The organism is Roseivirga spongicola, assembly GCF_001592965.1.
In the GTDB taxonomy this organism is placed as follows: Bacteria; Bacteroidota; Bacteroidia; order Cytophagales; family Cyclobacteriaceae; genus Roseivirga; species Roseivirga spongicola.
Window position 1 is genome coordinate 565,314 of record NZ_LRPC01000028.1, and the last position, 12,830, is coordinate 578,143.

Sequence of the window (12,830 nt, forward strand, 5' to 3'; positions counted from 1 at the left end):
TGCTGGCTTAATAACCGGCAGACCTATCTATATCATGCAATAGCTCTTCTCCTTTAATGAGTCGAGCTATATTTTTTTGAAGCAAGTTCAATGCTGATTCTGGAGAAGTGACACTGGCCACATGTGGAGTGATTTTAATTTTCGGATGTTTCCAAAAAGGATGTTCTGACGGAAGCGGCTCTTGCCTGAATACATCTAATAAGGCTCCAGAGAGCTTACCTGAATCTAAGGCCTCAATCAAGTCATCTTCTACCAAATGATTCCCTCTAGCTACATTTATTAAATATGTTCCATCAGAAAGCCGTTCAAAAAGGTTTTTATCCAGAATGCTTTCGGTCTGAGGTGTAACCGGCAACAGATTAATCAAAACGTCTATTGGCTTGAGAAATTCAGACATCTGATCTCCAGCATAACATTTTACACCTTCAATTTCCTTCGGAGTTCTGCTAAACCCACTAACCTCAAAGCCTAAAGTAGCCAAAGTAGAAGCACAATGACCTCCTAATTCACCCAAACCAAGTACACCAACTTTTAGGTTCGAATAAGGAAGCCTATCCCAAGTAGAAGTTTCTTGGTTCTCCTTATGCTTATCCATACTTCGTTGGTACATCATCACTCCCATCACGCAGTAATTGGTCATATCACGTGTCAGATGCGGGTCTACAATTCGGGTAATCGGAATATCGGAAGGAATCTGCTGATCATTGACCAGATGGTCAACACCAGCTCCTAGTGAACTTACCCACTTTAGATTTGGTAAGCTTTCAACCACACCTTCATCCATTGGCTTCCAAACAAACAAAGCCTGAACACTCGACAAGTCTTCTTCCGTAGGCCATACATGTACTTTATTTACATAAGGCGACTTTGAAAGGCCTTCAACCCAAGGTTCTGGTTGCCACACTTTGGCACAAAGTAGAATATCTATTTTCTGCTGATCCATTTATTGTCTTTTATATAAAAGCGCCACGGTTTAAGCGCATCTTCTTCCGCATAGTCTACACCTATTCTTTTTGATACTACAATTTCTGTATCATTTAAATTAGGAGCCTCTTCAATCCATATTTCATCTCCTAAAAGCCATTTACCATAATGGACTTTGGTAGTAATTCCTAAGGCCTGACTCAAAGTACCAGGTCCTGAACTCAAACCTTTTTCCAACTTCCCTTTCTTTCTTCGTTCAAGCATAATATCAATGCCCTCAATAGGTTCAACGGCCCTAATCAGTACAGCATCGGCCTTATCTGCAACATTTGTTACCACGTTAAATAAATGATGGATGCCGTAGCACAAATAAACATAAGCATGACCGCCTTCTGCGTACATTACCTCTGTTCTCTTAGTCCTTACTCCGTTATTAGCATGACAAGCCTTGTCATCTCTACCAGAATAAGCCTCTACTTCAGTAATCTTAGCTACGGTATAGACTCCATCAACTAAAGTATGTAGAGTCTTTCCCAAAAGCTCTTTGGCAATCTGGACTACATTTTCACGCTGATAAAATGATTTTTGAAGTTTCATCTGAAAATCATAGCAACTAATTCTCAAGAAATGAGTTTAACTTGTTGAATCAAAAAAACTGATCAAAAATGAGAAAAGGAATTATCTCTTTCGCAACACTACTTTTATTTTTTGTAGCTACCTCAGCTTTCGCTCAGAGAGGTCCTGCAGCAAGTCCTACAACTACAGTTTCACAAGCCATAGGAAACACTCAAATGACTTTGGTATACTCTAGACCTAGTTTAGATGGTCGTAAGCTGAATACCTTGGCGCCTAATGGAGAAGTTTGGAGAACTGGAGCTAACGCCAATACTAAAATTAGCTTTGACAAAGAGGTAATGATAGGTGGAAAAAAACTAGCCGCTGGTGAGTATTCTATGTACACTATCCCTGGCGCTGATGAGTGGACAATCATCATCAACAAAGCCAAGACTTGGGGTACTAATTATGACGAATCTCAAGACGTAATGCGTTTCAAAGCAAAAGCCACTAAAACGGATAAGCCTGTAGAAACTTTTTACATCATGATGCAAGACTTTGACAAGAACAGCAAAGACAAGGCTATGATTGAGTTAGCATGGGCCGATACTTCAGTGAAATTCCCAATTGCGGTTACTAACTAAGGTTATATAAAATCTAAACGAAGCTTCTATTCATTGAATGGAAGCTTTTTTTATAACTTCACAATACAAAAATTCAAACCGATGAAAAGAATTATACTTAGCTTATTAGCTGTTATGGTTACTACGGTAACCTATGCGCAAATACAAATGCCTCCGGCAAGTCCTACTTTCGAATTGAAAGGAACCGTAGGCTTAGCAGAGGTAAAAGTGGTTTATTCTAGACCAAGTGCCCGTGGCAGAAAAGTTGCCGGAGAGCTCATTCCTTACAATGAAGTTTGGAGAACTGGTGCCAATGCTTCTACAAAAATCTCATTTAGCGAAGATGTTCTAATTGAAGGCAAACCTCTACCTAAAGGTGATTACGCTCTTTACACTCAGTTTACTGAAGATGTAGCCACTATCATTTTTAGCAAAAACCTAGATTGGTGGGGTGCTATTGGCTATGAGTCAAAAGATGATCAACTTAGGGTTGAAGTACCAGTAAAGCATCCGAGCAGCCATTATGAGACTTTCACTATTAGCTTTTCAGACTTCACTACTAACTCTGCCAACTTGAACATGAAGTGGGAACACACTAAAGCAATGTTCAAAATAGAAACAAAAGTAGACGAGCGTGTGATGGCTCAAATTAAGGAGCAAGTGATTGATGGTACACCAGCCAATGCTGGCGTTTATTTTCAAGCTGCTGGTTACTATTACGACACCGAAAGAGACTCAAACTTAGCTCTTACATGGGTAAACAAAGCCATTGATGCTTCTCCACAAAAACAGTATTGGGTAATTCATTTAAAGGCAAAATTACTCGCCAGATTAGGCAAGAATGCAGAAGCTCAAGCAGCGGCTAAAGAATCTATGAAACTTGCCGAGGAAGGCGGAAACCCTGACTATGTGAGACTAAACGAGAAGTTGATAGACTCACTGAAATAATTGAGATTATCAGTAAACAGAAAGCCCTGACTTCACGAGAAGTCAGGGCTTTTTCATTTCTTAGCTACTTTTTCTTTAGTAGCTTTTTCTTTCTTAGGATGGCTTTTGGCTTTTACCTTGTAGGGTCTTGAAACACCAAAAGTACCCATGGCAATCTTGCCTTTCTTGGTTTTTCTATCTCCTTTTCCCATAGATCAAATTACATTTTCACTAGTGGAATTTACGCAAGACAAAAAAACTTGTCAATAGTAACTATCTTCTTCTACCAGACCTACCTTGAGTTCTACCCTGTCTGCGGCCGCCAGCTCTTTTGTTATCAGAACCAAAACTTCTGCCCCTGCCCTTTTTGGGGCCCGACTTTTTAGGTGGCCCATCATTGTCTTCATTCACCTTTACGGCACGACCAGAAACACTTATACCTCTAAATTTTCTCGAAACATCTTTGCTTTCAGCCTTATCCATGTAGAAGAAACTACAGTTTTTCTTCATTTCAATGTCTTGGAAAGCCTTAGGGTTCATATCCGTAACATCTGCCATAAAGTGAAGTAAATCGGCTTTAGTGGCACCATCAATTTCTCCTATGTTAATAAAGAAGCGCTGAAGGCCATCGGCTCGTACTCCACCTTCTGACTGCCTCTTACCACTACCCTGAGATTCATTCAAGTCTTCAGGTTCATCGAAGTTGGCATTACCATCTACCCTCATGTGGTCTAGTTGCACTGTCAGAAGTCTTTTAAGTAACTCCTCTTTAGACAAACCAACTAATTCAGGATCTATATGCTCAAGAATATCATCAATGCCCTTATCTACCTTGGTCTGAAGAATAAGTTTAACCCAGTGGTTAATTCTACTGTATTTCAGCTCAGCTCTATTAGGCACTTCTACAAGCTCAAAATTAACTTTGAGCCTCTTCTCTAGGTCTTTGATTTTCCTGCCTTCTCTCGGGTTAATTAGTACCAAAGAGATACCCTTTTTACCTGCTCTACCGGTTCTTCCACTTCTGTGGGTGTAACTCTCAAGCTGGTCGGGCAAAGTATGGTGGAATACGTGAGTAAGGTCGTTTACATCAATACCACGAGCTGCCACATCTGTAGCAATTAGTAATTGCATAGAACGCGCCTTAAAACGCTTCATAACGGCATCGCGTTGACCTTGAGATAAATCTCCATGTAATGCTTCTACACCATAGCCCATATTCGAAAACTCGTCTGCAAATTGCTGAGTTTCGCGTTTGGTTCGGCAGAACATTACACCTCTCATATCTGGTTGAACATCTAAAAACCTACGAATGGCAGCTACCTTATTCGCTGTTTTGGTTACCACGTACTGATGAGAAATATCTAGGTTACTTTTTTGCTCAGTATTAACAGCCACCTCAATAGGCTCGTGCATGTACTTATCTACAATCCTTCTGATTTCTGGAGGCATAGTGGCTGAAAACAACCAGACTGAACGCTCTTCAGAAGTGTAACCAATAATATCATCTATATCTTCTTTGAAGCCCATATTCAGCATTTCATCGGCTTCATCTAGCACAACGTACTGAACTGCATCTAAAGAAATGGCTCTTCTTTTAATAAGATCTAGCAAACGACCTGGGGTGGCAACTACAATTTGAGTAGGCTTTTTTAAAGCTCTAATTTGCCTGCTAATATCTACACCACCATAAACTACCTCTACATTAAGCTTTCTATTATTAGTTACAAAGCTTTGCAATTGAGTAGCTGTTTGCTGACCTAATTCTCTGGTTGGAGCCATAATAATGGCTTGCGTACTTTCATCTTCCAGATCAATCAAATCGATTAACGGCAAACCAAAAGCGGCAGTTTTTCCTGTTCCTGTTTGCGCTAAACCAATGAAGTCTGTGGGATTTTTCTTCAACAACTGCGGAATAGCCTGTTGTTGAATAGGTGTTGGAGTTTCAAAACCCAACTGATCTAGCACTTCACATAAGTTCTGCGAAAGTCCTAGTGATTTAAAATTTGACAAAACGTATTTTTATAATGAACTACAAAGGTAGAGGGAATAAATGGGAACTAATTGAAAGTCAATCAATTTATTTAGACTCTCCACCTTCTTATATATTGGCTAGGTATTGCAGAATTCTACAGAGTGTACCATTGGTAAGTTGTTACTCAATGTAGCCCAGCTTTCTCCATCATTTTCAGATAGATACAAATTACCTGTAGTTGTACCGAAAGCCAATGTAGAACCTGTTACATCGAGGGCGTGCCTATAGGTAATGTCAAAAACATTTTCTTGAGGCAGACCTTCTCTGAAGGCTTTCCAGGTTTTACCTCCATCATCGGTTCTACAAACACAAAGCGCTGAATCTACGGCAACACGCATCTGGTCACTATCTCCTGGTACTACCCAAGCCACATTAGTATCTGTTTCACTAGCGGCAATGGCAAAGCCGAAGTGGGCAGGACCGTTTTCCTCGCTGACTTTATCCCAAAATTCACCGCCATTTACAGATCTGTAAATACCACAATGATTCTGTTGCCACATCACTTTGGGGTTACCCGCGCACCAATCTACCAGATGAGGATCTTGGCCAATATCTGCCGTAGGGTCTGGCAAAAACTCTGCATATAAGCCCTTGTTGACCGATTTCCAGCTTTCGCCTCCATCTAAAGTTTCGAAGGTTCCTGCACAACTTACGGCAACATAAATGTGATTAGAATCCGCTGGGTCTACTAGAATGGAATGAATTCCGGCATTGTCTCTTCCCCCACCAAACCACTCAATTCTTGAAGGATGATCCCATAAGCCTCTCACCAGCTCGAAGGAGTCTCCATTATTGGTGCTCTTGAAAAGTCCTCCTGGCTCTGTTCCCACATAAATGGTTCCTGGCTGACCTTTTCCTCCAGTAGCAAATGCCCATAAGTATTTGGTTGCTGCAGGTGAACCATCTTTCAGTTCTTCGCCTTCAGGATATTTAGGGGCTTCAAGTTCCTCCCACTCCTTTCCATCTTTAGATCGATGAATTTTGCAACCCCAATGGCCATGATCTAACATTGCCCACCAATAACCAGTGTTTTCATCAATACAAGCGATAGTAACAGGGAAGCCAAGGAATTCAGTAGAGTCATGCCTCCATTTTCCAGAGACATTTTTCCTGTAAACAATAAGTCCTTTGCGAGAACCTACAAGGAGCGTATTCTTTTCTGACATGGCTAAAAGTTTATAATTGAGACTTGATTTTAAGGCTTTACCCTCCAGAAAGCGCCTGCATCACATAAACCTCATCACCATCCTTTAGCACATCTTGAAGTGACTTTCTATCTTTTATCAATTGATTGCCTACAAAAATATTTACATGCTTTCTGAGCGAGCCATTTTCGTCTACTATATAATCCTTCAACCCTGAATAGTTCTGCTCAATGAGATCAACCGCTTCTTTCACGGTTTTACAATCGGCATGAATTGGCGAAAGATTAGGGTAAAATCGCTTTAGGTTAGATGTGAACTTGATTGTAGGCATAAAATCTAAAATAAGCATTAAAACGGAAATTGTTGCCAAAATGATTTTAGGATGGCTTTCCAAAGGCCTTAAGAAACTCAGGTTTGTATTTCCTACCGATAGGCAGAATTTGCCCTCTCACTTTCACTTGGTTTCCAATTACCTGATCAACCGACCTGATATTCACAATATGGCTTTTATGAATTCTAACAAAGCTGGTCTTTGGTAATTCAATCTCCCACTTTCTCAATGCTCCTACCATTACATATTTCCTTTGAGTGGTGTGGAACTCAACATAATCTCTATCAGACGATAAGTAAAGCACATCATTAGGGCTAAGCTTGTGTAAGACCTTATCGATATTTAGAATGATTGAATATTCCTTCTCTTTTGCAGGTTTTGTGATCGTCTCTACTGTTTCATTCTGAAATTGTTTAAGAGCCTTATTTGTGGCTTTAAGAAACCTGGAAAAGGAAAACGGCTTAAGCAAATAATCCGTCACATCAAGGTTGAAGCCTTCGATAGCATATTCCGGATAGGCGGTAGTGATAATAACCTGTGGAGGATTTTTGATTGATTTCAACAGTTCAATCCCACTAATCAAAGGAAGGTTTATATCCAGAAAGAGTAAGTCGACCTTCCCTGAATTCAACATACTTTGTGCTTCCATGGCGTTCGCATAAACTCCTTTAAGCTCCAAGGCTGGACACTGCCCTATAAACTCCTTCAGTACCTCTTGAGCAGGCCTTTCATCTTCAATGATTATACACCTCATCGTTAGTAATTAAGAGTTTTACATTAAATGATTGATCACTTTTATGAATGTCGAGCTGATACCGTTCTCCATAAAAGGCATGCAATAATTGCTTGGCATTCTTCAAACCTAAGCCTCCTTGTTCATTTAGTAGGTTGGACTTGCCAGAGTCTTTGTTGAAACTATTTTCGCAGGAAAAGAAAATGGTCTTATTCTGAGCCACTAGGCTCAAATTGATTTCTGGTTGAAAAGGATCTATGTACTTGAAAGCATTCTCTACGAAGTTAATCAGAATCATTGGCGCAATGGAGTAATGCTCAATATCCCCAATAATCTCGAAATTCACCTTAAAACCATCTTTACGCATTTTCTGTAGGTCGATATAATCATTGAGGTATTCTATTTCCTTTTGCAATTCAACCTTGTGCTTATCTGCTTCATAGAGCATATACCGCAGCAAATCGGACAGCTTTAAAACCATTTCAGGCGTTTCTGAAGCCTTTTTCAAGGCATAGGAATAGATGCTATTTAAGCTATTGAACAACAAGTGTGGATTAACCTGAGCTTTTAGAAACTTAAGTTCCGCTTCTAAACGATCGGTTTCGGCTCTTTCTAAATCTTTAAGCTTGGCCGAATAGTTTAGAAGAACCGGAACAGCACTAAATAAGACTAGAAGGATACCCAAGTGTATGAAATTATAGAGCGCGTAAGTCGAATTCGGCCCTTCACACGAACATGTTTGAAGCAGTGTTTTATTGACATAAGCTTCGAAGAAAGCTACCGAAAGCATTATTGGTAAAAGAATCAGAAGGTACTTTCTCAGATTATGCTTTTTGAGGTATTGAGGAAGTAAAACAAGGTTATTGAGGTAAAGCACAAAGCCGTAAACGAGAAAATAAAAGCCAATTTCTTCATAGGTAATACTGTGTTCACCTGTGTACCTAAAGCGTAAAAAAGGATAGATAAAATAAAAAGCCCAAAACAGCAGGTTCAGGCCAATGCGCGTGTAAATACCAAAGTCCAACCTCATTTCAAGAGCAAAATACAACCAAAAGAATCAGTAGCAAGAATCCATCTATCAACAACTCACTCCTTTCTATCAACAGCATGAAAACTCATCAACGACCAGTGATCGGCTGTTTTTAAAGGTTCGCATGGTCTTTCTTGCTTGAAGCAGAAACTCTTTGTTGAGGTCCAAATTTAGGACGAGTATCAAATAAAAACATGAAACAGATACTCTTAGCCTTAATTCTTCTCTTTCCATTTTCAGAAGTACCGAATGAAGAAATCAATAAAGAAATTACAGTAAATGGAAGAACCATTCTCTATGGTCAAATTAATCGAGAAGGTCTTACTTCCAATTCTTATGCTGGCTGGTTCAACTTGGTTTATAACAGATATGAGCTGAATACTGAGATCGTATTACAAGTAAAACAGGCACAATTGAAAGGCCTGACAGTGAAGCTTTTTATGGGAACTTGGTGTGGTGATAGCCAAAGAAATGTGCCTGTATTTTACAAATTCATAGATCAACTCAAAATATCTGAAAATCAAATAGATGCATGGGCACTAGACCTTGGTAAAAAAGGGCCAAATGCCGAACAGGCCACCTATAATATCAGCAGAGTGCCTACAATTATCTTCTACCGAAATGGCAAAGAAATAGGCAGGTTCATTGAAAGACCTAAGCCTGGAGAAAAGTTAGAACAACTGTGGGTAGATATTATTAATGAAAACTAAATCCACTGCTGATTATTATGGGTTCTTTCGTGCTTAACATCCCCAGTATGTTGTGTATTAGCTGGTTCAAAGAGCATTACCCAAACTTCTTCATCGTTCTTGGTGTATGGGTTGTGCTCCACTCCTTTTGGCACAATAATAATTTCTCCCGTATTAATTACTTCTGTTCTATCCCTAAACTCCATATATAAAGTCCCTTGATGAACATAGAACAGTTCGTCTTCATTTTCATGGCTATGCCAAACAAATGAACCTTTGAGCTTGGCCAACTTAACTAGCTGACCATTAAGCTCTCCTATGATAGATGGTTTCCAAAATTCTTCAACTAAAGAAAATTTTTGCCCTACGTTTACTCCAATCATAATGCATTTTACAAATAATTTGAATCTATCAAGTCTTTTGAGCTTTGTTCCATCAAGATGATTTGAGCTTTTGAATTGTTGAAGATTTGGGCTTATACTTGCGGTTGTTCGATTTGGAACCCAACCATGGATAAGTTTATTGACGTTCGGAGAATGATGGCCGCTAGAAACCCAAAGCTACTCAAATGGCTTCCTGGGTTTGTTATAAACTATATAGAACGAATAATCCATCAAGAAGAAGTCAATGACTTTATGGCCCGTCATGAGTCGGCCAGCGCCTATGAATTCTGTAAGGAATTAATGGAGGAATGGAAGATTGACCTCAACCTTGTTGGGAAAGAAAACATTATTGAACCACCCGAAAGCTGTATTTTTGTTGGAAACCATCCGCTTGGCGGTTTCGATGCTGTAGCATTTGTATGGGCTGTAAACCATATAAGGCCAGACATTCGATTTGTAGTCAACGACTTCCTCCTTGGCATTAAAAACTTAAAAGAAAGGTTTATTGGAGTGAACAAGGTGGGCAAGAGTGCTCGCGAATCACTGATGGCCGTTGAAAAACAGTTTGCATCAGACACCGCAACCTTCATTTTTCCGGCAGGGTTGGTGAGTAGAAAAAAGAATGGCGTTGTCAGAGACTTAGAGTGGAATAAAACCTTCGTTTCAAAAGCTAAAAAATATAAAAAGCCCGTCATTCCAGTGTATATTGAAGGGAGATTGACGAACAAGTTTTACAGACTTGCCAACATCAGAAAAGCACTGGGAATTAAGGTGAATATTGAGATGTTTTTTCTGGTTGATGAGTTGTATAAGCAGAAAGGCAATAAAATGGATATCATTATTGGTAAACCCGTTTCTCCCGAAACATTCGACAAGAGCAAATCTGAAAAAGAATGGGCAGAATGGATGAAAGAGAAAGTTTACCAGTTAAAGCAGTCGTAACAGACCCGTATGAAGCAGAGTAAAGTAAAAAAAGAGATAATACCTCCTGTTGAAAGAGAACTCATTGAAGATGAGTTAACGCAAGAGCGTTTCATCCAACATACGCACAAGGGAAACAACGAAATTTACATAATCAACCACCACAACTCACCGCATACTATGCGCGAAGTGGGGCGTTTGAGGGAAATATCTTTTAGATCTGCTGGTGGCGGTACGGGACATGAGATTGACATGGACGAGTACGATACCAGCCCCAGATGTTACGAGCAATTAATTGTCTACAGTAGAGAAGACAAAGAAATTATAGGCGGTTACCGATTCATAACAGGGAATAGGGCTAGGAATCCTGAAACAGGCGAATTTGAGCTCTCTACTGCACATTACTTCGATTTTTCTGAACAAATGAAGAATGACTTTCTTCCTTGTGCAATAGAGCTGGGTCGTTCTTGGGTTCAGCCAGAATACCAACCTTCTGTAAACCCTCGAAAAGGGTTGTTCGCTTTAGCTAATATTTGGGACGGATTAGGTGCTCTAATCACAGGGTACCCGGAAATAAAGTACTTCTTCGGTAAAGTAACTACCTACAAGTCTTACAACCCTGAAGCAAGAGACATTCTATTCTCTTTTCTTGCACATTATTTCCCAGATAAAGACGAACTATGCAGGCCTAAACCTGAGCTTTTTGCAGATTTTGATAACGCCATTTTCAAAGAACATTTTAAGCACAATCCACCGTTCAACGAAGGCTTTAAAATCTTACATAAACTCCTGAAAGAGAGAGGAGAATGGATACCTCCTTTAATCAATATTTATATGAATCTGTCTTCTACTATGATGACCTTTGGTACAGCATACAACCCAGATTTTGGTGGCGTAGAAGAAACCGGACTCATTGTGACTATTGCAGATATTCATGAAGATGTGAAAGAGCGCCATATAACGGACTATAAGCGCCCTGAAACAATTGAATAGACCAGAATTACGATAGGCTTTTAATATATTCTGTCAGTAACCGAACTCCATAACCTGTAGCGCACTGCATCTTAGCATAAGAAGAACTGCCAAAAGCTACCCCCGCAATATCTAGATGCAACCAAGCTGGATGGTCTTCTGTGAATACTTCGAGGAATTTAGCTGCAGTTATAGCACCAGCTATAGGCTTACCGCTGTAGTTTCTTACATCTGCTACATCTGAATGAAGGTCTGATTTAAAATCATCAAAAAGCGGCAATTGCCAGACTCGCTCATGTGTTTCATAACCAATATCTAAAAGAGCATCAGTCATATCTTCATTGTTGCTGAACATGGCCGCAGCCGTATAACCTAGTGTACCGATTGCACTTCCTGTCAGAGTTGCCAAATCAATCACCTTATCGGGGTTAAACTCTTTAATGGCATAATTTATAGCGTCAGCTAGTACTAAACGTCCTTCGGCATCCGTATCTATCACCTCAATAGTTTTCCCTGAATATGAGTTGATTATATCTCCAGGCTTTAGGCTGTTGGCATCAACTGCATTTTCAGCACTCGCTACCACGCCTATCAAATGAATTGGTAATTTCAGTTTGGCTACTAGCTCCATAGTACCTAATACTGCTGCTGCACCTCCCATGTCTGACTTCATATGGTGCATATTGTCCGAAGGCTTAATGGATAAACCACCTGTATCGAAGGTTATCCCCTTTCCTACCAAGGCTAAGGTTGGGTAATCTCCATCAGTCTCGGGTTTGTATTCCATCTGAATAAGCCGTGGTTCGAACCTACTACCTTGCCCAACTGCCAATAGGGCCTGAAAGCCTCCTTGCTCCAGCATTTCCTTATCGAAAACTTTGGTGCTAAACCCAAATCGTTTGGCTGAATCGACAGCGCAGTTGGCCAAGTATTCTGGGGTTTTAATATTCGCGGGTGCGTCTACCAAAGCCTTGATGGCATTAACTGTTCTAGCTGCGGCTCTAGCTTCAAGCGCCAGCTCTTCGTTAAAATGCCTCGAATAAACAAAACACTCAACCTCAGCATTGAGAAAGGCATTTTTGGTTTTATCGTCTGTCTTATAGGCTCCTAGATCATACTTACTTAAAACCAAACCATAAATAGCAGCATATAAATCGTCTTCTTCCAGGTGTTCTAAATAAAGCGTTATATGGTCTTGCCAAGCCCTATTTCTTTTATGACTTATCCATCTGAAAGCTTCATGTCGTTCACTTAAATATTTACCTGTCCCCAGCCCAACTAAATAAAGCACCTTGGTTCCGTCTACAGATGGCAATGTATTGATCTGCTTAAACTTTCCTTGAAAATCTGGCTTGCCCTGTATGCCTGTAATCTGAGAGATAAGGTCAAAGTCTACGGTGTCTTGTGCAAATGGGAGTATAATGTGTTTTGCTGAATTTAGGTCTTCAACTGCTTTGATAACTTTCATGATGGAAAGATATAAATTCCGATTATTTGACGCATCAAAGGCTTAGTTTTATCCTATTCATAACTAAAACCTTCTATTCTCTCACGCTTCACTGGTA

General features: G+C 40.0%; 15 protein-coding genes. 5 read left to right on the top strand and 10 right to left on the bottom strand.

Annotation, left to right across the window (positions count from 1 at the left end; translation table 11 throughout):
* Positions 1-7 precede the first annotated feature (7 nt).
* Both AWW68_RS14280 and AWW68_RS14285 read right to left on the bottom strand, forming a co-directional pair.
* Positions 8-943, bottom strand: coding sequence for a 2-hydroxyacid dehydrogenase (locus AWW68_RS14280; RefSeq protein WP_068222269.1), 936 nt, complete (start codon positions 941-943; stop codon positions 8-10).
* On the bottom strand, positions 925-1,521 hold the full coding sequence (locus AWW68_RS14285) for a DNA-3-methyladenine glycosylase (protein WP_068222272.1): 597 nt from the start codon (positions 1,519-1,521) through the stop codon (positions 925-927). Before AWW68_RS14285 ends, AWW68_RS14280 begins: the two co-directional genes overlap by 19 nt.
* Positions 1,522-1,589: 68 nt before the next feature.
* Between AWW68_RS14285 and AWW68_RS14290 the strand changes: the two genes are divergently transcribed.
* Positions 1,590-2,123 carry a DUF2911 domain-containing protein gene (locus AWW68_RS14290; RefSeq protein WP_068222275.1) on the top strand — a complete coding sequence of 178 codons (534 nt, stop codon included), beginning with the start codon at positions 1,590-1,592 and terminating at the stop codon, positions 2,121-2,123.
* Positions 2,124-2,204: 81 nt separating this feature from the next.
* Entirely contained in the window at positions 2,205-3,050 is an 846-nt protein-coding gene (locus AWW68_RS14295; protein WP_068222278.1) for a DUF2911 domain-containing protein, read from the top strand.
* A 53-nt stretch (positions 3,051-3,103) separates the two neighbouring features.
* Here the strand turns inward: AWW68_RS14295 and AWW68_RS19950 are convergent, their stop codons facing one another.
* From AWW68_RS19950 to AWW68_RS14320, 6 genes are all read right to left on the bottom strand, one after another.
* Entirely contained in the window at positions 3,104-3,241 is a 138-nt protein-coding gene (locus AWW68_RS19950) for a 30S ribosomal protein THX (RefSeq protein WP_084375702.1), read from the bottom strand.
* Between the two features lie 61 nt (positions 3,242-3,302).
* Positions 3,303-5,039 (bottom strand): DEAD/DEAH box helicase, encoded by a 1,737-nt coding sequence (locus AWW68_RS14300; RefSeq protein WP_068222281.1) that lies wholly within the window; start codon positions 5,037-5,039, stop codon positions 3,303-3,305.
* A gap of 99 nt (positions 5,040-5,138) precedes the next feature.
* Positions 5,139-6,227, bottom strand: coding sequence for a WD40/YVTN/BNR-like repeat-containing protein (locus tag AWW68_RS14305; protein WP_068222283.1), 1,089 nt, complete (start codon positions 6,225-6,227; stop codon positions 5,139-5,141).
* A gap of 37 nt (positions 6,228-6,264) precedes the next feature.
* A complete protein-coding gene (locus tag AWW68_RS14310; RefSeq protein WP_245660242.1) occupies positions 6,265-6,555 on the bottom strand; it encodes a MoaD/ThiS family protein in 291 nt (96 codons plus the stop codon).
* Positions 6,556-6,583: 28 nt separating this feature from the next.
* Positions 6,584-7,291 (bottom strand): LytR/AlgR family response regulator transcription factor, encoded by a 708-nt coding sequence (locus tag AWW68_RS14315; protein WP_068222286.1) that lies wholly within the window; start codon positions 7,289-7,291, stop codon positions 6,584-6,586.
* Positions 7,272-8,300 (bottom strand): sensor histidine kinase, encoded by a 1,029-nt coding sequence (locus AWW68_RS14320; protein WP_068222290.1) that lies wholly within the window; start codon positions 8,298-8,300, stop codon positions 7,272-7,274. Before AWW68_RS14320 ends, AWW68_RS14315 begins: the two co-directional genes overlap by 20 nt.
* A gap of 194 nt (positions 8,301-8,494) precedes the next feature.
* On the opposite strand from AWW68_RS14320, the gene AWW68_RS14325 reads away from it, so the two are divergent.
* Entirely contained in the window at positions 8,495-9,010 is a 516-nt protein-coding gene (locus AWW68_RS14325) for a thioredoxin family protein (protein WP_068222293.1), read from the top strand.
* Here the strand turns inward: AWW68_RS14325 and AWW68_RS14330 are convergent.
* Complete coding sequence (locus tag AWW68_RS14330; RefSeq protein ID WP_068222295.1) at positions 9,007-9,372, bottom strand: cupin domain-containing protein; 366 nt, start codon at positions 9,370-9,372, stop codon at positions 9,007-9,009. The two genes, AWW68_RS14325 and AWW68_RS14330, sit on opposite strands and share 4 nt — an antisense overlap.
* 126 nt (positions 9,373-9,498) lie before the next feature.
* On the opposite strand from AWW68_RS14330, the gene AWW68_RS14335 reads away from it, so the two are divergent.
* Both AWW68_RS14335 and AWW68_RS14340 read left to right on the top strand, forming a co-directional pair.
* Positions 9,499-10,314: a glycerol acyltransferase gene (locus AWW68_RS14335; RefSeq protein ID WP_068222298.1), complete on the top strand. Its 816-nt coding sequence runs from the start codon at positions 9,499-9,501 to the stop codon at positions 10,312-10,314.
* Positions 10,315-10,323: 9 nt separating this feature from the next.
* Positions 10,324-11,286: a GNAT family N-acetyltransferase gene (locus AWW68_RS14340; RefSeq protein ID WP_068222301.1), complete on the top strand. Its 963-nt coding sequence runs from the start codon at positions 10,324-10,326 to the stop codon at positions 11,284-11,286.
* Between the two features lie 7 nt (positions 11,287-11,293).
* Here AWW68_RS14340 and AWW68_RS14345 read toward each other — a convergent pair whose 3' ends face one another.
* Positions 11,294-12,733, bottom strand: a complete 1,440-nt coding sequence (locus AWW68_RS14345; RefSeq protein ID WP_068222303.1) for a leucyl aminopeptidase family protein — start codon at positions 12,731-12,733, stop codon at positions 11,294-11,296.
* Positions 12,734-12,830: the final 97 nt, after the last annotated feature.